Here is a 21,335-nt window from a genome sequence, read left to right as displayed (position 1 = left end):
AGGAGGGGGAAAAATTGTTAACGAAAGCGGTTTTGTTAGGGCTTTTAAGCGCAATAGGTTATATAGACAACTATGGTCCACAAATTGGAATGAGTAATTCGTTAATTTTAGGTTCATTAGCAGGCCTTATATTAGGAGATTTTAAACAAGGAATGATAATAGCTGCAACGCTACAGTTAATGTGGATGGGAGTCGTATCCATTGGTGCTTATGTACCGCCTGATACAATAACAGGTACAATATTAGGAACTGCATTTGGGATTATTTCAGGAAAGGGTGTAGTTGCAGGAGTTGCTATGGCAGTACCTATATCATTAGTATGCCAACAGCTTAGCATATTGCTCCGTACAATAACTATATCACTGACCCATAAGGCAGATAGAGTTGCTGAAGAAGGTAACCTTGATAAGATAGATAAATATCATCTGATGGGCGGAGTTATTTTTGGAGTGGGAATGTTCATACCGGTTTTTCTTGCAGTTTATCTTGGCTCTGAATATGTTGAAAAGTTATTTGCGATAATACCAAAAGTTATTACAAGTGGATTTAGTGTAGCAGGAGGAATAATGCCCGCTCTTGGTTTTGGAATGCTTCTTTCATTTATGATGAATAAAAAATTATGGATATTTTTCTTACTGGGATTTATTTCAAATGCATATTTGAAGATACCGACTATCGGTATTGCTCTTATTGGAATAATAGCTGCTTTTGCATATGATATGTTTACAAACAAAGATAATGGGAATATGGATATTTCTAAGAAAGGGGGTCTTGACTTATAATGGATCAGAACGAAGTAAAAGAAAAAATAAATAAAAAAGATTTAAATAAAATGTTCTGGAGATTATTAGCATTTCAACTTTCATGGAATTATGAAAGAATGCAAAACCTGGGTTATTTATTTGTTATGAAACCCATTCTGAAAAAAGTATACAAAAATAGTACAAAAGAAGAAAAAATTCAAGCAATGAAGAGACATCTGGAATTTTTTAATACCAATCCAGTTCTATCAGGTCCAATATTTGGTGTTACGGCTGCGATGGAAGAACAAGGTGGAAATAACATGGGACAGGCTATATCAGCTGTTAAAGTTGGACTGATGGGACCGCTTGCAGGATTAGGTGATAGTCTTTTTTGGCTTACCCTATCACCTATATTTAAAAGCCTTGGAGCTTCTTTTGCATCTCAAGGTAATCCGGTATTTATGATTTTTCCATTTTTATTTGCAACAATAACTCTTATTACCAAATATTATGGTATTAGTTTAGGATACGAAAAAGGGACATCTTTTTTAAACGAGATAAAAAACTCTGATATTCTTAAACGAGGGACTACAATTGCTACGATATTAGGTTTAGTAATTGTCGGTGGACTTATTCCTCAAATGGTGATTGTTAATATCTCTGCTGTAATAACTGTTAATAAGGTAAAGATCGTTATACAGAAGATATTGGATGGGATAATGCCATCTCTTTTACCGCTGATCGTTACACTAATATGTTATCGCATGATTAAAAGAAAGAAATCATCTGTAGTGATATTACTTTCAATAATAGTTTTGTCAATTTTACTTAAATGGGTTAAGGTATTATAAAAACAGGGAAAGATATATATTTCCCTGTTTTTCAGAAAGTTTAAATATATTAAAGAAAAGAGTGGTATGTATATGATTGTCGGTTATTCAAAGGTGATAATTACTCCAAATAAACCAATGACTATGTCTGGATATGATAACAGACATAAAATGGCAAAAGATGTACATGATGATCTTTATGCAAGATGTCTTATTATAAAAATAAATGGTGATAGTGTTGTAATGATTTCTTTAGATCTTTTAGGAGTTGATGAAACTCTTACAAATAAAATAAAAGATGCATTAATAAATATAGATGAAAAGTTAACAAGAAAAGCTATATTTGTGTGTGCAACTCATACTCATAGTGGGCCTTCAAATCTGTTTTTAAACAGAGATGGATATAATATTGAATATGTGGATGATATTGTTTCAAAATGCAAACTGGCATTTTTAGATGCTGAGGACGACCTTAAGAAATCGGCTGTATTTTTTGGATATAGAAATATTACTGGTATTGGTTTAAAGAGAAATTCACCTAATATCGAGAAGAAAAATAAATATATAAAGTGTTATTTTCTCAAAATAAAAAGAAACGGAGAAGATATACTACTGATAAATTTTCCTTGCCATATGACAGTTCTTGATGAGAATAATTTGTATTATTCGAAAGATCTAATATATGGAATGGAACTAACTTTCAATGATAAAGGAATTAATAAATTTTTATTCATGAATGGGGCAGCTGGAGATATAAGTACAAGATACTATAAAAAAGAATCATCTTTTGATGAGGCGGAAAGATTGGGCAGATCACTTGCAGAACAAATATTGGATACTGATGACGAAGGATTATCTGAAGTTTATGCGGAAGATATAGTTGCAGAAGAATTTGCTCTATTACTAAAATACAGAGAAGCTCTGACAGAAGATGAGAAGAAGGCAAGAGTAGACGCTTTAAATAAAAAACTTTTACTTACAGATGATTATAGACAAAAAAGGGATATTGAATCTTCATTAATGGTTTTAAATCGTCCAAATAAAAAGTTTGAGGTGATTCCTGATGTAATAAAATTAAATGGGAAATATTTCAAGAAAATAAAAATTCCCCTTGTGATAATAGGGAAACTAGCTTATATAGGAATTCCTTTAGAAATATATTATAGTACAGGAATAAAAATTCAAAATATAATAAATAAAAAGTTTGGTGTTAACCATACATTTATATTTGGCTATTGTGGAGGATATGGAGGTTATATGCCTCCTACAAAAGAATTCAATCAAATGACTTACGAAGTTGTCGCATGTCCATTTGAAAGAGATTCTGAAGACAAATTACTTGAAAAATTATCGGAGGACAGAAATGAGAAAATGTATTGATGATGTTCTAAAAATATTAGAAGAATTTGTAAATATGGATAGCGGAAGTTATGATAAAAGGGATACAGATAAATTTACAAAAATTGTTGAAAATGAGTTTAAAAAAGCAGGAATGGCGGTATCAAGAATAACTCAGAAAGATGTGGGAGATTTTCTTGAGTGTAGGGTAGGGCAAGGAGATAGACAAATACTTTTATTAGGACACATGGATACTGTATTTTCTTCTGGAACTGCAAAGATAAGGTCATTTATTAAGAAAGGAGATCTTATTTATGGTCCTGGTGTATTAGATATGAAAGGCGGGATTGTAGTACTTTTATTTGCAATTAAAAATATAATTAATGTTCTTCCAAAAAATACTAAACTTCTGGTATTTTTAAATACTGACGAAGAAATAGGTTCTAATTATAGTAAAGATTATATATTGAAAAATGCAAGACAATCCATTGCTTGCCTTTCTTTTGAATCAGCAAAACCAGGAACCCTTACTACTGAGAGAAAGGGAATAATTAGTTTTAAAATGAGCGTGAATGGTATATCATCTCATTCAGGAGTTAATTATAATATGGGCAAAAGTGCAATAAAAGAGATTGCTTATAAAGTTTGTGATTTATATAATTTGGTTGATATTGAAAAAGATATTACTGTAAATGTTGGTACTATTAACGGGGGACAAAAGGTGAATATTATTGCGGACCATGCTGAAGCTTTTATTGAAATAAGGTATTTTAATATAGGTGATGGAGAATCTTTAAAGAGAAAGATTAAGAATATAATAAATAATAACCATGTTGAAGGTACATGGACAAATATTGAAATCATATCTGAAAGGATGCCTCTAGTATCTAATGAAAGGTGTGAAAAGTTATTTGACATAGCAGAATATACAGCAGAAAAGTTGGGCAAGGAGATAAAGCCAAGAAAAACGGGAGGAGGAGGAGATGTTTCTTTTGCTGCGATGTGTGGCATACCAGTAATTGATGGATTAGGACCTGAAGGAGAAAATTCTCATACGGAAAAAGAGTTTGTAAATGTTGATAGTATTCCTTTTAGAATCAAACTTGCATCTCAAATAATATTAAATATTGCGAATGGAGGGCTTTAATTGAATACACAATATATAGAAGTTATTAATAATTTGACAAAGGAAATAGAAGAAACTCAGTCTGATGTAATAGAGAAGGTATCAGATCTATGTACGGAAGCAATTAAAAATGAAAGGATGCTTTTCTTTTTTGGAACTGGGCATTCTCATATGATATGTGAAGAACCTTTTTATCGTGCCGGAGGGCTTATACCTGTATATCCAATATTGGAACCGGCACTTATGCTTCATGAAGGTGCATACAAGAGTACTTTTATTGAAAGGATAGATGGAATTGGTAAGATATTAATCCAAGAAAGCAAAATTTCAAAAGGGGATATACTTTTTCTAGTGTCCAATTCTGGAAGAAATAATGCTGTTGTAGAAATGGCGATAGAATCAAAAAAGATGGGAATTACAACAGTAGCACTTACATCCTTAAAACATTCAAGAACGGTTTCATCAAGGCATAAAAGCGGCAAGAAACTTTATGAAATAGCTGATTATGTAATAGATAATTGTGGAATTCCTGGAGATGCAGCGATTAAATTTAAAGGTTTAGATCAAAGAGTTGCACCTACTTCATCTATGACCTGTATACTTATTGTTAATATCATAGTAACCAATATTATAGAGAAACTATTATCACTGGGAATTACACCGCCAGTGTTCATGAGTAGTAATACTGACGAAGGAGATAGATTTAATAAAGTCCTTATTGAAAAATACAGATCTAAGATAAAAATTCTATAGAAATTGTTGCATAGAAAGAAGAAGATATTATGAAAACTGCTGTTTTATATATTAGTGATTCAACATCACAGAAAAGTTATGATAGAATAATAAATATTATAGAATTATATGGAATATCAGTTAAAGGGATTACTGAAAAGGATGTCGTAAATGGAGAACTTAATAACTTTGATGTGCTTATTGTACCTGGAGGAAGAGCAACAGGACAAGCTAAAGCTCTTGGGGAAAAAGGTTGCTCCATGATAGAAAGTTTTGTTAAAAATTCTGGAGGCTATATAGGAATTTGTGCCGGAGCGTTTTTAGCTGTTGAAGGATATAATGAATCGACATCAAATTTGGTAATTGTAAATGCACAAGCCATAGATATTGATCATTGGAATAGAGGTTCGGGAAATGTAAAGATTAAAATAACTGATCCAACTCATCCTATTATAAATGGTTATTATGGAACAATTACAGCATATTATGAAAACGGTCCATTATTAAAACCAGGAAATTATTTAGATCTTTCAGATTATGACGAGCTTGCATTTTTTGCTGACGGGATAGGCCAAAATAATAACAAATCGAACCTTATGATAAATTCATCAGCGCTTGTTTCATCAACTTATGGATATGGAAAATGCGTTTTATTTAGTTTTCACCCTGAATTAACAGAGGGACTCCAAAGAATGTTTATTCAAGGAATACTATGGGCTGCAGGAAGAACAAGTTAATAAAAGAATCGAGGGCATTTGTATTTGTTAGGCTCTCGATTCTTTATTAATCTTTAATTGCTTATTTCTTTTAGTTTGTTGTAAATATTTCCGTTATGAGTTTTGGAAGCTATTTTAAATCCTAAATTTCCTAATAGTGAAGCAATCCATAGTCCAAGTCTTCTCATACCTGCATCAAAACCGAAATATTTAAAAATCTTAAAAGAAGACGCAAAGGAATAAAAAGATTTTACTGCATGGAAAAATTCATTTTGAAGATCCCAAGGCGACATTTTTTTGGGAACAAAATTAACAACCATCATGTCAAATGATTCCCAGTCGTTATCCAGCATGCGGTTCTCTTTAACTAATTGTTCATACAGGGGAGTCTTAGGGTATGGAGTTAAAATTGCAGGCTGAAGTTGATAGGCATTTATATTTTTACAGAAATTAACGCTTCTTTTGATGTCTTCTTGATTGTCAGTATCAAGGCCTAACACTATACTTGCTATTAATTTAATTTTGTGTTTTAAAAGAGCCGCGGCACATTCTTCAATATCAGAAATCTTTTGTTTTTTGTTTATATAATCCAGAGATTCCTGGTTCAAGGATTCTATACCTACGAGAACTCTGTTTAAATGAGCGCGATGAAGCAAATCCAACAGTTCTTCATCATTTGCCATATCCGTTCTTCCGAAGAAAAATGTTTCTTTAAATACTAAATTGTTTTCAATCATTTTTCTCAATATTTCCTTGGCCCTGTCCTTATCTGCTGTAAAATTGTCGTCTTCAAAATTTACATATTTAAATCCCAGCTTCTTATATAGCCTTAGTTCTTCTATGACATTGTCCGGACTCCTCTTTCTATAGGGATGAAACATTCTCGATGTTGTACAAAATATACAGCTGAAAGGGCACCCTCTGGATGTCATTACGTTGGCAGCACTGCATGGTGTTTTCAAAAGAGTATAATCGGGAAACGGAATTTCGTCTAAATTTTCCACATAGGGAGAATAAACTATTTTGTCTGTTATTTTTCCCTCTGCAATATCGGAGATTACCTTTTCTGCTTCTCCGACCACAACTTGGTCGGCATGTTTAATAGCTTCTTCCGGTACGCCTGATGCGTGCATTCCTCCGATTACAACTTTTTTGTTTTTTGATTTAAAGTAATCGCCTATCTCATAAGCACGGGTAGAATTTGATGTCATTGTATAGAGCATAATAATATCCGCATCTAAAAATTTGTTGAAATCCAATGTGTTATAAAGCTCTTCATAAACTTCAACGTCATGACCTTTATCCTTTAAAATTTTGCCGAGTATTAAAGGGCCGGTAATTGAATTTGAATGTCCGTAAATTAGACTTCCGAATCTGTATATGGGATTTCTCCTTATAGCTGAAGTAGGCACAATAAATATTATTTTCGTATTGATCACTCTTTTCTTAAAATTATTTCTTAAAATGCCCATTCTCCATCCTTAAATATCTCCATGGATTTTCCATCCGAAGTCGTTCCCATTATATTTAAGTCACGGGAACCTATCATGAAATCCTCATGGATTAAAGAATCATTAGCTCCATGTTGTTCAAGTTCTTTCTCACTCATTTTGTCTCCACCTTTAAGACAAGGAGGGTAAGCTTTTCCGAGAGCCAAATGACAGGAGGCATTTTCATCAAATAAAGTATTTAAAAAGGTAATGTTAGACTTTGATATAGGCGAAGAAAATGGAACTAATGCAACTTCCCCTATATATTTTGCTCCATCATCTGTATTTAAAAGTTTTTTAAGAATTTCTTCTCCTTTTCTTGCATGGAAATCTACTACCCTTCCATCTTTGAATGTGAGGTTAAACCCATCAATTACATTTCCACTGTAGTTTAAAGGTTTTGTATTAAATACTATTCCATTTATGCCGGTTTTTAACGGAAGAGTAAATACTTCTTCTGTAGGCATATTCGGAACAAAAAAAGTATTGTCCTTGTTGTAATCACCGCCTCCGCACCACAAGTGATCTTCGTGAAACTCGATAGTTAAATCGGTACCGTTGGAGGAAGTATAATAAAATTTTCGAAGTTTATTTTTGTTCAAGAATTCCATTCTGTTATTTATATTTTTAATATGGTTTTCCCAAGCTTCTATGGGATCTTCTTTATCGACTCTTATCGTTTTAAATATGCTGTCCCATAATTTTTTATATGCTTCTTCCGGAGAGTTGTGAGGAAATACTTTACTTGCCCAGTTTATAGTGGGAATTGAAATTACACACCAAGTAATGAGATCGTTCATTGCATATTCCATATAGGTTTTCATTGCCATGGCGGCGGCTTTATTTCCGGTAGAAATTTTTTCAGGATCTACTCCCTTTAAAAGTTCAGGATCTGAAGAAGATATAGATAGAAATGCAGCTCCTTCTTTTGCTAAGCTTTCCATTGCATCGGCTTTCCATTTGGGAAAGTTTTCAAATACTTCCATAGGAGAATTTATGTATTTCATCCTTGTTAAAAAATCGTCATTCCAATCTACATAAACCTCCTTAGCTTTTTCTTCATAAGCAAATTTGGCTACCTGCCTTACAAAATCTACTCCTTCAATGGGAGCCTTAATAAAAAGGGTTTGTCCATGTTGCAAATTTAATCCTACCTTTACTACAACACGAGCATAATCGCTAAGCATTGTTTCAAAACTTTTCATATTATATTACCCCTCCTTTAACGTATATTTTATATTAAATTACCCTATTTGTAAATGTTTCTACATGTTTTTGGCTTCTGTTAATAAAAAAATATTTTGCGTAGAAAAAATTGAAAAATTAAAGGGAAATAATAAAATAGTGGAGAAATATCTATATAAATATTGCTTAAACAAAGAGCAAAATATAGATAAGATTGGTGAAGTATAAAAATGAAGGAAATAAAATTATCTGTAAGAAACTTAGTTGAGTTTGTATTGAGATCCGGAGATCTGAATTCTACGTTTATAGGCAACAGCAGAGCATTGGAAGGAACTAAAGCCCATAGAACCGTTCAGGGGTCCTATGGTTCGGAATATAATGCTGAAGTTTTTTTGAGATATTCTTTCTCATATAAAGGATTTGCCATAACGTTGGAGGGAAGAGCTGACGGCATATTTGCTGACGGAGAGGTAACGGTTATTGATGAAATAAAGAGTACCCTCAAATCTTTGAAGGATATAGAAGAGGACTATAACCCTCTTCATTGGGCACAGGGCAAGTGTTATGCCTATATGTATGCTATGGAGAATAATATAGATAATATAGATGTAAATCTTACATATTATGAGTTAAGCTCAGGAGAAACAAAGAAATTTAGAAAGAGTTTTACTTTAGAAGAACTAAAAGAGTTTTTTTATAAATTGATTGATGATTATATTATGTGGGCTGAACTAAGTTTGGATGTTGATAGAAGAAGGGACTTTTCGATTAAAAAGTTAGATTTTCCCTTTGGAGAATATAGAAAAGGACAGAGAGAAATGTCTGTAGCAGTATATAATGCCATTGTGGACAGAAAAAATTTGTTTGTTCAGGCCCCCACGGGAATAGGAAAGACCATATCCGTGCTTTTCCCCGGAATAAAAGCTGTTGGAGAGGGTTTGGTTAATAAGATATTTTATCTGACGGCCAAAACTATTACAAGAGAAGCTGCTTTAAATGCCGCAAAGAAAATGAGAAAAAAAGGACTTAATATGAAAACCTTAGTAATAACGGCTAAAGAAAAAATATGTTCTAACGAAGAAATCAAATGTAACCCTGAGGACTGCCCCTATGCAAAAGGTCATTTTAATAGGGTGAATCAAGCTATAATGGAGATTATAAAAAACGAAGACATTATCACCAGGGATATTATAGAGAAATATGCTGAGAAACACATGGTATGTCCTTTTGAATTTTCTTTAGACTTAAGCCTTTTTTGCGATTTAATAATATGTGACTATAATTATGTTTTTGACCCGAGAGTAGCCCTCAAAAGATTTTTTACTGAAATAAAGGAAGATTATTTGTTTCTTGTTGATGAAGCTCATAATCTTGTGGATAGAGGAAGAGAGATGTATTCAACGGAGTTGAAAAAATCTTCCTTTTTAAATCTGAAAAGGCTGTTTAAAGGTAAGGATGAGAAAATTTTCAAGGGGTTCGGTAAACTAAATAGTTTTATGCTGGATTTAAAGAAGCTATGTAATGATAAAGGGTATTATGTTCAGCAAGATGAAATAAGTGATATATATCCTTTAATCAGAGGAGTGATTAAATATCTGGAAAATTGGCTAATTGAAAACAAAGCGGAGGTTTTCTATGAGGAAGTACTTGATATGTATTTTGAGCTTTTAGGATATTTAAGAATAGCGGAATACTATGATGAAAAATTTGTGACCTATGCTGAAAGCAATGAGAAGGATGTGAGCATAAAGATATTTTGTTTGGACCCTTCTCATGTACTGAGTGAGACATTAAAATGGGGAAGAAGTGCCGTATTTTTTTCGGGAACTTTAACTCCTCTAAAATATTTTAAGGAGATTCTCGGAGGAAGAGAAGAGGATTATGCAATGAAGCTTCCTTCACCTTTTGACAGGCAAAACTTATGCTTGGTCATTGCAGGCAATATATCGACGAGATATAAAAACAGAAACAATTCCCTTATTGATATAGTAAAGTATATAGAGGAAGCTACTAAGAGAAAAAGAGGAAATTATTTTATATTTTTTCCTTCCTATGAGTATATGATGATGGTCTATGAGAAATTTATTGAGAGAAACGGTGATATATATGTTTTTATTCAAAAACCTTCTATGAACGAAAAAGAAAGAGAAGAATTTCTACAGGAATTTACTGACGTCGAAGAAACAAAGCTGGCTTTTGCAGTGACGGGAGGAATGTTTTCCGAAGGAATCGATCTGATAGGAAATAAGCTTATAGGAGCTATAAATGTAGGGGTCGGACTTCCTCAGATATGCTTGGAGAGAAATATTATAAAGGATTACTTTCAAGATAAAAATGGCTTGGGATTTGAATATGCATATATGTATCCCGGAATGAATAAGGTTCTTCAAGCGGCAGGAAGGGTTATAAGAACAGAAAAAGACAGAGGAATGGTACTTCTTATTGATGACAGATTCTTAACGCCTGAGTATATGGAGTTATTTCCCCATGAGTGGAAACATTTTAAAAGAGTAAGCAGCAAGGAGAAGTTGAAATTTGTTTTAAACGAGTTCTGGAATTCTGAGAAAATATGATTTATATTTTTCTTGACATGTGATGTGAAAAGTGGTAAAATTTTTTAGTGTTGGATAATAATATTTAAGAAAGGGGAAATGAATCAATGTTGAATTTAATAGATATGGCTTATTTAAGAAAATTTAATGTATTAAATATGATGAATGCCCCTGGGGTTATGTTTATGTAGCTTTTTAAATATTATTTAAAATATATATGTAAAAATGTCACAGTAGAGCTGTGACTTTTTTTGTGCCTAAAAACCGCAGGATTTTTCTGCGGTTTTTTATATATCAAGAAAGGAGGAAAAAAAGTGATAATTCTGAAGAGGATGAACAACATTATTTTTATGTATGGAGGTGTTATTAAATGGAAGTATTTTTTAAATACTTATTAGGAAAGTTAAAATTGGGTAATAAATATTGCCTAAATGAATATTTAAAAATAGAATACAAAAAATATTCAAATATTCCAGCTGAATTTATAAATGAATATTATAGATAGAAGCAAAAAGATTTCCGCATATAATTTTATATTCGGAAATCTTTTTTTAATAATATAATTAATTTTCCAATATAGTATAATATTATTAAAAGTAATAAGGGGATGGTATAATGTTTGAGAAAAAATTGAGAAGCCTGAATATTAGAACTAATGAGCTAAAAGATGATAAGAATTATATCTGTTATAAGTACAATGGAAAAGGGAAAAAGATAAGTGATGAAGAAATAAGGATTACCGGGAGAGAACTAAAGCTCTTATCAGAAATGCGCGGAGAATCAAGAGGAATGATTAAATACAGCAGGGAAATACGATATGATGTAATAGGCGAAGAAAAAATGCATAAGTAATTATAAAAATATACCTTACCCTACTAAAGAAGATAGACAAAGGAGATTTTTTATGTTTGATAAAAACAAATTGTATATAGAAAACAGAAGATATTTGGGGAACAAAAATAAATTGATTCCCTTTATAAATGAAGTTATATATGAAGAATGTGGAAATTTTAATACATTTGCCGATATTTTTGCAGGAACCGGAATAGTAGCTCATTCTTTAAATAAAGCCGATAACAAGATTATTATAAATGATATTCTCTATTCCAATTATCTTGCTTATGTTACCTGGTTGGGGAATGAAGCATATGATAGGAAAAAAATTGAAGGATTAATCAGAGAATTTAATCATATAAAATGCGAGAGAGATAATTATGTATCTCAAAATTTTGGAGGAAATTATTTCTCTGTTGAGGATGCCAAAAAGATAGGTACTATACGTGAAGAAATAGATAATATTTCTTCACGTATAAATTTTAGAGAAAAAGCGATATTGATAACTTCACTTCTGTATGGGATGGACAGGACGGCGAATACCTGCGGACATTATGATACATTCAGAAGGAGTAAATCTATCAATCCTCCGTTATCATTGAAGGTACCTGCTATAAATGATGAAAGAAATAAGAATAATGATATATTTAATATGGATGCAAATTTGTTGGTAAAAAATATAAAGAGCGATATTGTATATGTGGATACACCGTATAATTCCAGACAATATTCGGATACATACCATCTTCTTGAAAACATATCGAAGTGGGACAAGCCAAAGGTTGAAGGTGTGGCCAGAAAAGCTGTAAATAAATTTATGGGAAGAAGCAAATACTGTACTGCAGAAGCGCCGAAAGCTTTCAGAGAGTTAATAAAAGATATTCAAGCAAGATATATCATTGTATCTTATAATAATATGGGGAAGAAAGGTCACAGCAGATCTAATGCAAAAATTTCGGATGAAGAGATACTGGAGATATTAAATGAAAAAGGACAGGTTTCCATCAAAGAAAAGAATTTTAAATATTATACAAGCGGTAAAAGAAGAATAGAAAATCATAAGGAAAGACTTTTTATTGTTAAATGTAAGTGATATCATTTTTATAATGCTGTTAGGATTTCTTCACATGACTGATGACAATGTTTCTGATTTCATAATACCTGATAATAATGCCAAGTGATATGAGGGGGTAAATATTGTGAATTTAATAAAATATAAGGAACAATTACTTTCTTTTTTAGATGTACCAAAAGTAAAACGAATTAGAAAAAGTGAAGAGTTTTATTTTGAGAAGGCAATTGATAAATATAATGAATACATAAATCTTGAAATAAATAAGTCTATTTTGAATATATTAATAAATAAAACAAAAAGTAAACCTTTTTCTTATAAAAAATTATTGAAAGAATATAATATAGATTCAATAGAACACAAAGTATTATTAATAATTGGTGAGTTAATTAGTTATATTGATCAAAATGCTGCTATGAAAAACGAATTAAATCAATACGAGGATAAACGTACAATGGCATTAACCTTTGTTAGGCAAAATGTTTGGGTACAAAATTTATTAAGCCATAAATTGGATAACTCGTTAGAAAATTTACCGGAAATGATAAGAAATGCGTTCAAATATATTCAAAATCCTTTAAGAGAACTGACTACTTTTAAGGAAGCACACAGACAAGCTATTTCTCGAACATTTTTTGACGGTCAATATGAAAGCATTATTGATAGCATGAGAGATATTGGGATAAGGTGCAAGAACTCTATGAATGATGGATTCCTATATTCTGAAATTTTTTATCAAAAAGGCATCAGGGAAATTTGGGATTCAACTATAACTACAGAGAGAACAAGCGGACAAAAAATTTGGTCTTATACTCCTGGTAAAAATGGCTATAAATGGGATGAATTTAGAATACAAGGCATTATGGCTATTGGATGGGATGAAATGGGAGATTTACGAAAATACAAAACAAAAATCGACATTATCGATCAATTAAATAAATTATATGAACCTGATAATAGACCTACAAATGATGGCCTTGCATTATGGCAATTCTGCCATGAAATACAGGTAGGAGATAGGATATTTGCTAAAGCGGGAAGTAAAACGCTTTTAGGTGTTGGAGAAGTAATTTCAGATTATGAATATGATGATCGTGATGAATATAAACATATTAGAAAAGTAAAATGGATAAAAGCTGGGAAATGGATATTAGAAAATGAATTTGCAACCAAGACATTGACAAATATCACTGACTTTGATGATTTTTGTTATGAATTATATGAGATAATAAATGAAGACGGTTCTGTACCAGATGAAACAATCCGGGAATCTTATACAAAACAAGATTTTTTATCGGATGTATTTATTAGTGAAGAAAAATATGAAACAATAAAATCATTACTAATGAGAAAAAAGAATTTAATTTTACAAGGTCCCCCGGGGGTAGGTAAAACATATGCAGCCAAGAGATTAGCCTATTCTTTGATAGGAGAAAAAGATGAATCAAGAATAAAAATACTCCAGTTTCATCAAAGTTATGCATATGAAGATTTTATTATGGGATACAAGCCTAATGGTACAGGATTTGAACTAAAAAAGGGACCGTTCTATCAATTCTGTAAATTGGCATCAGAGAATCCGGATAATGATTATTATTTCATTATTGATGAGATTAACCGTGGTAATATGAGTAAAATTTTTGGAGAATTAATGATGTTAATAGAAAGCGATAAACGTGGAGAGGAGATAATACTCACCTATTCAAATGAGTCTTTTTATGTGCCGGAAAATATATATATTATTGGTACGATGAATACTGCTGATAGAAGCTTAGCAATAATAGATTATGCCTTAAGAAGGAGATTCTGTTTTGTTGAATTAGAACCTGCATTTGAAACAGAAGCATTTAAAAACTGTCTCCTGTCACAAGGAGCTAGTGAAGAATTAATAAATAAAATAAAGATGAGAATGGGAAGTCTTAATTTAGAGATTAAAAAGGATACCAATTTGGGTAAAGATTTTAAAATTGGGCATAGCTATTTCTGTGATTATATAGATACAGATAAATGGTATGAAGAGATAATAAAATATGAAATTGAACCACTTATTAAAGAATATTGGTTTGACGAAGAAGAAAAAACTAAAAACTATGTTAAAGAGCTATTAAGGTGATTGATATGAACGGTAGCCCTAAAATACCAATAAAAAACATATATTATATGCTATGTTATGCATGGAATGTGCTTGAACAATCAGATAATATTTTTTTAGGCAGTGAAAAATTTGATAATATATATAACTTATTTGCAAGAATCTATATTAATGGGACAAGCAGTTTGATTAAGAGAGGATTTAGTCGATACTATATACATGAAAACGAAGTAACATCAACACTTAAAGGGAAGATAAATATATCAGATTCGATAAAAACACATATTTTTTACAATGGAAGTATGATATGTCAGTTTGATGATTTTTCAGAGGATATTAAGTTAAATCAGATTATAAAAGCTACAATTAATATATTAATAAAATCACCCCAGTTAGACGTTAATTTAAGAAAAAAACTATTAAAAACAAGATTACATTTTTCGGATATTCGGGATATTAAACTTTCTAAGGCGCTCTTTTCTTCCCTTAGATATAATAGAAATAATTATCACTACCGAATGTTAATAAATATTAGTGAATTAATCTATTACGGTTTAATTACTAATGAGGATGATAATGAATTTTCATTTTCGGATTTTATAAGGGACAATCAGATGGCAAAACTTTATGAAAGATTTGTATTAAATTTTTATAGGGTTCATTTGGATGGAACAATTTATAATGTTCATTCTCCTAAATTAAAATGGAATTTAGACGAGAAAATTAATGAAAAAGATTTATCACTGCTTCCGGAAATGAGAACTGATATAGTAATTGAAAACAAGTTTAAAAACACCCAGTTAATAATTGATACCAAATATTATTCACAGACACTGGTTTCGAGTAACTGGACAGAGATTGAAAAGGTTCGCACTGCCCATTTGTTTCAAATATTAGCATATGTAAACAATAGCAATTTTACAGGTGATATAAAAGGAATGTTATTATATCCAACCATAGAGAAAGAGATTAATGCAAATTTTCCGATACTGGGAAAAAGGATAGAAATAAGAACACTAAATCTTAATACAGAATGGAAAGATATATCAGATAGATTACTATCGTTGGTATTATAAATTATGAAACTCTTTGCTAAAACAGTAATTTAAGATTTCAATAATTCCTACATAAGCTAATTTTATTATAAAAGGAGGATATCAAAATTATGAATAAGAATCCATATGAACAATTTCCTCATATTGTATCAAATGAAGTTACACTTAGGAAAATTGTCGAGTCTGACCTTGACAACCTTTATGCAATATACAGTAACGAAAAACTGTTTCAATATTCGCCTGTGATGTTGAAAAAGAATAAAAATACGGTTGCAAATATGATAGGGCATTTTGAAAGGGATTTTCTTAAAAGAAAAGCAATATTTCTTGGAATATGCTTAAATAGTAATCTTAATAATATTGTAGGCGTAGCTGAAATATTTGACTACCATCGGGATGTAAATATGATAACAATAGGATATAGATTAAACGATCAATTTTGGGGTAAAGGAATTGCTACAAAAACAGTTAGGGCTATGACTGAGTATTTATTTTCCAATATCGGTATTAACCGGATACAAGCTCTTGTTATGCCAGAAAACATCAAATCCCAAAATGTATTGATAAGAAATAACTATATAAAAGAAGGAACCATTCGGCAGGGTTATATTTGGAAAGGAAAAGGCCTTGTTGATTTAATCTTATTTTCGAGGTTAAGGTCGGACGTCGAAATTGCATAAGTATAATATGTTTGTGGTTATCTAAAATTTATTAATGTTTTAAGATAGGTTTCCGATTAATAATCGTATAAAGTGATTTTATAACTTAAAAATGGAGGAGGGGTTGTATGCTCGATAAAGCAATTTTAGTAGCTTCAACAGCACATCAAGGTCAGATAGATAAGGCAGGTGAACCATATATTTTGCATCCTCTTAGAGTAATGTTTACAAGAAGAACTGAAACAGAAAGAATCTGTGCAGTACTTCATGATGTAATTGAAGATACTAATATTACATTAGATTACTTAAAAAATGAAGGCTTTTCTGAAGATATATTATCTGCTTTGGATGCACTAACAAGGAGAGAGAATGAAACTTATGATGAATTTATTGATAGGATTTTGAGAAATAAGATAGCTTGTTATGTTAAGTTAGCTGATTTGTCCGATAATATGGATTTAACTAGAATTGCAAATCCTACTAAAAAGGATTATAAAAGAATAGAAAAATATCGTAAAGCGGCAGATAGGATACTTGAAACACTTGGATAAGAAGGAAATAATGAGTTTAATAATGTTAGAGAAATTGAAATAAATGGTTGTGTTTCTGTTATATTTTACATTGGCTCCATAAATACCAGCTAAATCTCCACGTTTAGATTGGCCTATATAAAGATTTTCACTTAATTTTAATAATGTCGTTTTGTAGATATTTTTTAAAAGTTTTTCACCCGCTGCAATAGTTATGTATATTGGTAGCAGCCTTTTTTAATGTTCTTACTTTGTTATTACCTGAATATCCTTAAAAGACGAGATCTTTTAGTATTTCAGCAGAAAACTCAATAAAAAATATTATTTGATAGTATCAAGAACTCCACTTATTTTTAACTTGATATAAAATTTTTATAATTATATAATAATTTTATACATAATAGACTTAAATACAGAAGAGTTTTATACTTTGGAGGATTTATTCAAACCGAATTCTAATTATAAAGAAAGGCTTATGAAAATTATTAAGATCAGAATTCTACATTATGTTGGATACTTCATACTAAAAAGAATTATTAGAACGGGTGGTAAAGTGAAAAGAAAAAAAGAGATTATAGAGATAAATATAGATAAAGTTATATTTCCCAATAAAGGGATAGGAAATTATAACGGGAGAAAAGTAGTTGTTAAGGGCGGAATAGAAGGCCAGCAGGTAAGAGTACTGGTTAAACGAAAGAGAAAAAGCCATATTGATGGGAATATATTGGGGGTAGTTGAAAGGGCCCCAATTGAAAAGGAAGCCAAATGTCCTCATTTTAAGGAATGTGGAGGCTGCTACTATCAAACTCTAAGCTATGAGGATGAACTTAAGATAAAGACTGAAGGAGTCAAGGATTTGTTTGATTCTTCCAATATTGAAATGGGAGAATTTCTTGGAATAGAAGAAAGCCCTCAAATAAAGGGATATAAAAACAAAATGGAGTATACCTTTGGCGATGCTTTTAAAGATGGGGATTTGGTTTTGGGCCTCCATAAAAGAGGAAGGTTTTATGAAATATCGGAAGTGGAGAATTGTACTATTGCCGATAAAGATTTCACTACAATTCTTCAAGAAACATCGAAATATTTCAGAGAAATGAATATTCCCCATTATAAGAAGAAAAACCATATTGGAGTATTAAGACATCTTGCAATCAGAAAAGCTCTTTCTACAGGAGAGATATTGGTGAACTTGGTGACCAGTTCTCAACAGGAATTGGAATTGAACGGCTTTGCAGAAAAATTGAAAAATATAAAGCTGGATGGCCATATAGTGGGATTTCTTCACACGACTAATGACCGTGTTTCTGATTCCATAATTCCGGAGAAGGTAGAAATCATATATGGAAGAGATTATATAACAGAAGAACTTTTAGGATATAAATTTAAAATATCTCCTTTTTCTTTTTTTCAGACCAATACTTTTGGTGCAGAAAGGCTTTATACAACGGCAAGAGAATTTGCGGGAGACTTAAGAGATAAGACAATATTTGATCTATATTGTGGAACAGGAACTATTTCCATCATTATGTCTTCTTCAGCAAAAAAGGTTGTAGGAATTGAAATAGAAGAAGAAGCCGTAGAAATGGCAAAAGAAAATTTGATGCTAAATGAAATAAATAATACGGAATTTATTTGTGGGGACGTATTGAACCAGGTAGATAATCTTAATGAGAGGCCGAATTTAATAATAATAGATCCTCCGAGACAGGGAATACACCCTAAGGCTATTAACAAGATAATAGACTTTAATCCCGAAGAATTTATATACATATCCTGTAATCCCGTGACCTTAGTAAGAGATTTGAGAATATTTGAAGACAGGAACTATAGGGTAAAGAAAGTTAAGATTATAGACATGTTCCCGAGAGCGGGGCACGTTGAGACGGTTGTATTGATGTCTAGAAAGTGATGTCCGGAAAGCCTTGAGAATACTGAGTTTTATAAAATGAAAGTAAATCTGTCTACTCGACTTAAGCCCTCGATATGTGTACGTGGAAACATATCGAGGGTGTTTTTTTGTGGTAAAAATGAGTCTGAAATTAGATAGGGGTGAGTGGACAGAATAGATAAATTAGTAGGGTTGAGGAGACAGGATGGATGTAACATTCTATACACCTGACAATATAGGATAGGATATAGGATAGGATATAGGATAGGATTTAGAAGGATTTGGAATAAGAATTATTGAATACAAATCAAAAATCATGCGGACGTAAAGAAAATGTTTGCAATATAATGATGCTAATGATATCATGTACTTATACATACATAGAGGTGATTAGAATGGCAATTAGTTATAAAAAGCTTTGGAAGCTTCTTATTGATAGAGACATGAAAAAGAAAGACCTGCAAAAGCTCGCGGGCATTAGTTCTGCTACGATCACAAAGCTTGGTAAAAACGAAAATGTTAGTACAGAAATAATACAAAAAATCTGTATAGCGTTGGAATGTGACGTCTGTGATATCATGGAAATGGATACCAAACGGAATTAGTATTTATTATTGTGAAATATCAATCAAATGGAGGCTTGTTTAATGATAAATATAAGAAAATTAGAATCAGAATTATGGGAATCAGCAGATCTCTTACGTCAAGGTTCTAAATTAAGTTCTCAAGAATATTGCATGCCGGTTCTTGGTTTAATCTTTTTGCGTTATGCATATAGTCGGTTTAAATACGTGGAAGCTGAAATTCTAAAAGACCGTCCTGTACGTAATGGTCGCGTACTTCCTGTTGAGTCAAGTGATTTTAAGCAGAAAAGTGCTATCTTTTTACCTGAGAAGGCACGATATGATTATCTGCTCAATTTGCCAGACGATGCTGATTGTGGGAAGGCAGTCAATGAGGCTATGGAGTTAATTGAGGCAGAGAGTACTCAATTGAAAGGAATATTACCTAAAACATATACTTCTTTTAGAAATGATTTGTTGAAAGAATTATTGCGTATTTTTAACAATAGTGCATTAAACGAAATCAACGATGATATCCTCGGTCGTATTTATGAGTATTTCTTAAATAAGTTTGCTTCAGCTATCGCATCGGATGATGGAGTTTTCTTTACACCTAAATCTTTAGTAAAGATGATTGTGAATATAATTGAGCCAACTCAAGGGATAGTATTGGATATAATCTTACAGAGATTGATACAATTTAATTACCCTAAAAGTTATTGTGCCTAGGGGTGTGCAAACTTAAAAAGGGGTGTGCAGGGCAGAAGTCGAGAAAATCTCGGCTATTTTTTATTTAAGGGTGGTTTTACATATCCTTTATAAGGTATAATTTAAACAGACAAATAAGAATTTTTATCTTCATATCCAGGAGAGGGGGAATTTGATGCAGAGTAGTTTAATTGTTGGGCTAGTAGATGGGAATGGTAATCTGATATCATCGCAACCTTATAATGAATTTCAATATGGACGCCGTTCTACAGATATTCTTATTCCTGTGCGAGGTGGGGGATTAATACAGATTTTACAGGATGATATTGGAAATATTTCATACCAAAATAATCGTTTAGTTTTAAAACAGATCTTCGTTTCCAATGTAAATATTACAGCCATGACTTTGCTTGGAAAAATTGCAGAGGCTGTCCTTGTAAGACGTTGCCAAGAAGATGAACATCTGAATAGACAGTTGTTTCAACTTTCGAGGCGTAAAAATGCATGGGGAGTTACTGCCAGACGATTCAAGGCGATTGGTACTGGTTTAAAAACTACACAGAGAATTTTCCCCAAAAGATATAATCCTTCGGATACACAGCGAGATATTATTTGGGTTGACGATGAAGGAATTCCTGCTTTAATGTCTGGTAGTTCTGCAATGGCTGGTATAGAAGCTGGGCTTCAAGTAAAAGTTAGCCTGTATGGGATTGGATATATGGTTAACGATTTGACTAGTAATAGATACGAAGTTCCAATGGTGTACTTCCCAATCAATAATGATTTCGAGCAAGTAATTGATCGGCTTGTAAAAGACCAGAGAGCTTATGTTCTTGATACTGAAACTGGTGATTATCGAGGCATTCGTGTAGGAGAAGATCTGGTGGATATTAGAGCATATGATTATGATGCTTTTGAAGAGGTAAAAGACTATTACCCTATTGTTTATGGTCTGATAAATGGAGACATCGATCTTGTGGATTTAGTTGATATAGCAAAAGGGAATGGAACACTTGAAAACACAGTATTGCTTACTGCGTTGAGTGCCTCTAATGTGGAAACCATTGTTTTGGAATAGCATTTAAAATAGTTTTATTTATTCCCTATATTTTTTGAGTAGAAAGGAATAAGTGACAAATTTCAATCTGTAATTAACAAAAGGGGTCATAAAGGGGTGTGCAAGTCAGAAGTCGAGGAAACTCGGTTATTTTGAATTATA

20 protein-coding genes are annotated in these 21,335 nt (G+C 31.8%); 18 read left to right on the top strand and 2 right to left on the bottom strand.

The features are described from left to right. The first annotated feature begins 14 nt into the window (after positions 1 to 14). The 6 genes from EQM13_RS16495 (at position 15) to EQM13_RS16470 (ending at position 5,506) form a co-directional block, all read left to right on the top strand. On the top strand, positions 15 to 782 hold the full coding sequence (locus EQM13_RS16495; protein WP_128753276.1) for a PTS mannose/fructose/sorbose/N-acetylgalactosamine transporter subunit IIC: 768 nt from the start codon (positions 15 to 17) through the stop codon (positions 780 to 782). Then, positions 782 to 1,594, top strand: coding sequence for a PTS system mannose/fructose/sorbose family transporter subunit IID (locus EQM13_RS16490; RefSeq protein ID WP_128753275.1), 813 nt, complete (start codon positions 782 to 784; stop codon positions 1,592 to 1,594). Before EQM13_RS16495 ends, EQM13_RS16490 begins: the two co-directional genes overlap by 1 nt. A 72-nt stretch (positions 1,595 to 1,666) precedes the next feature. Next, positions 1,667 to 2,953, top strand: coding sequence for a neutral/alkaline non-lysosomal ceramidase N-terminal domain-containing protein (locus EQM13_RS16485; protein ID WP_161567291.1), 1,287 nt, complete (start codon positions 1,667 to 1,669; stop codon positions 2,951 to 2,953). Beyond that, positions 2,937 to 4,058 carry a M20 family metallopeptidase gene (locus tag EQM13_RS16480; protein ID WP_128753273.1) on the top strand — a complete coding sequence of 374 codons (1,122 nt, stop codon included), beginning with the start codon at positions 2,937 to 2,939 and terminating at the stop codon, positions 4,056 to 4,058. Before EQM13_RS16485 ends, EQM13_RS16480 begins: the two co-directional genes overlap by 17 nt. Further along, positions 4,059 to 4,790, top strand: a complete 732-nt coding sequence (locus tag EQM13_RS16475) for a sugar isomerase domain-containing protein (protein WP_128753272.1) — start codon at positions 4,059 to 4,061, stop codon at positions 4,788 to 4,790. Between the two features lie 29 nt (positions 4,791 to 4,819). Then, complete coding sequence (locus EQM13_RS16470) at positions 4,820 to 5,506, top strand: BPL-N domain-containing protein (RefSeq protein WP_128753271.1); 687 nt, start codon at positions 4,820 to 4,822, stop codon at positions 5,504 to 5,506. 53 nt (positions 5,507 to 5,559) lie between these two features. On the opposite strand, the gene EQM13_RS16465 is transcribed toward EQM13_RS16470, so the two are convergent. Beyond that, the gene (locus tag EQM13_RS16465; RefSeq protein WP_240662955.1) at positions 5,560 to 6,924 is read right to left on the bottom strand and encodes a B12-binding domain-containing radical SAM protein; all 1,365 of its coding nucleotides are present in this window, start codon (positions 6,922 to 6,924) and stop codon (positions 5,560 to 5,562) included. A gap of 20 nt (positions 6,925 to 6,944) precedes the next feature. Continuing rightward, a complete protein-coding gene (locus EQM13_RS16460; protein ID WP_071139263.1) occupies positions 6,945 to 8,180 on the bottom strand; it encodes an aminopeptidase in 1,236 nt (411 codons plus the stop codon). A 210-nt stretch (positions 8,181 to 8,390) separates the two neighbouring features. Here EQM13_RS16460 and EQM13_RS16455 point away from each other — a divergent pair, with 210 nt between their 5' ends. The 12 genes from EQM13_RS16455 to EQM13_RS16400 all read left to right on the top strand — a co-directional run bounded on the left by EQM13_RS16455 (position 8,391) and on the right by EQM13_RS16400 (position 21,194). Continuing rightward, positions 8,391 to 10,733: an ATP-dependent DNA helicase gene (locus EQM13_RS16455; RefSeq protein ID WP_071139262.1), complete on the top strand. Its 2,343-nt coding sequence runs from the start codon at positions 8,391 to 8,393 to the stop codon at positions 10,731 to 10,733. 349 nt (positions 10,734 to 11,082) lie between these two features. After that, a complete protein-coding gene (locus tag EQM13_RS18890; RefSeq protein ID WP_255401533.1) occupies positions 11,083 to 11,217 on the top strand; it encodes a hypothetical protein in 135 nt (44 codons plus the stop codon). A gap of 110 nt (positions 11,218 to 11,327) precedes the next feature. Next, positions 11,328 to 11,564 carry a hypothetical protein gene (locus EQM13_RS16450; RefSeq protein ID WP_071139261.1) on the top strand — a complete coding sequence of 79 codons (237 nt, stop codon included), beginning with the start codon at positions 11,328 to 11,330 and terminating at the stop codon, positions 11,562 to 11,564. 52 nt (positions 11,565 to 11,616) lie between these two features. After that, on the top strand, positions 11,617 to 12,639 hold the full coding sequence (locus EQM13_RS16445; RefSeq protein WP_071139260.1) for a DNA adenine methylase: 1,023 nt from the start codon (positions 11,617 to 11,619) through the stop codon (positions 12,637 to 12,639). Between the two features lie 106 nt (positions 12,640 to 12,745). Further along, positions 12,746 to 14,731: an AAA family ATPase gene (locus EQM13_RS16440; protein ID WP_071139259.1), complete on the top strand. Its 1,986-nt coding sequence runs from the start codon at positions 12,746 to 12,748 to the stop codon at positions 14,729 to 14,731. Positions 14,732 to 14,736: 5 nt separating this feature from the next. Then, positions 14,737 to 15,786 (top strand): 5-methylcytosine restriction system specificity protein McrC, encoded by a 1,050-nt coding sequence (locus EQM13_RS16435; protein WP_071139258.1) that lies wholly within the window; start codon positions 14,737 to 14,739, stop codon positions 15,784 to 15,786. Positions 15,787 to 15,875: 89 nt separating this feature from the next. Beyond that, positions 15,876 to 16,445, top strand: coding sequence for a GNAT family N-acetyltransferase (locus EQM13_RS16430; protein ID WP_128753269.1), 570 nt, complete (start codon positions 15,876 to 15,878; stop codon positions 16,443 to 16,445). Between the two features lie 107 nt (positions 16,446 to 16,552). Further along, the gene (locus EQM13_RS16425) at positions 16,553 to 16,975 is read left to right on the top strand and encodes a GTP pyrophosphokinase (protein ID WP_071139256.1); all 423 of its coding nucleotides are present in this window, start codon (positions 16,553 to 16,555) and stop codon (positions 16,973 to 16,975) included. Between the two features lie 532 nt (positions 16,976 to 17,507). Next, complete coding sequence (gene rlmD / locus EQM13_RS16415; protein ID WP_206172735.1) at positions 17,508 to 18,866, top strand: 23S rRNA (uracil(1939)-C(5))-methyltransferase RlmD; 1,359 nt, start codon at positions 17,508 to 17,510, stop codon at positions 18,864 to 18,866. 374 nt (positions 18,867 to 19,240) lie between these two features. Then, on the top strand, positions 19,241 to 19,450 hold the full coding sequence (locus EQM13_RS16410) for a helix-turn-helix domain-containing protein (RefSeq protein ID WP_058259153.1): 210 nt from the start codon (positions 19,241 to 19,243) through the stop codon (positions 19,448 to 19,450). 42 nt (positions 19,451 to 19,492) lie between these two features. Next, complete coding sequence (locus EQM13_RS16405) at positions 19,493 to 20,137, top strand: type I restriction-modification system subunit M N-terminal domain-containing protein (protein WP_128753268.1); 645 nt, start codon at positions 19,493 to 19,495, stop codon at positions 20,135 to 20,137. Positions 20,138 to 20,291: 154 nt separating this feature from the next. Then, positions 20,292 to 21,194, top strand: coding sequence for a 3-deoxy-7-phosphoheptulonate synthase (locus tag EQM13_RS16400; protein WP_128753267.1), 903 nt, complete (start codon positions 20,292 to 20,294; stop codon positions 21,192 to 21,194). Positions 21,195 to 21,335 lie beyond the last annotated feature (141 nt).

Source organism: Acidilutibacter cellobiosedens (genome assembly GCF_004103715.1).
GTDB lineage: Bacteria > Bacillota > Clostridia > Tissierellales > Acidilutibacteraceae > Acidilutibacter > Acidilutibacter cellobiosedens.
The sequence above is the reverse complement of the archived record's forward strand: the minus strand, read 5'-3'. Positions and strand labels throughout refer to the sequence as shown.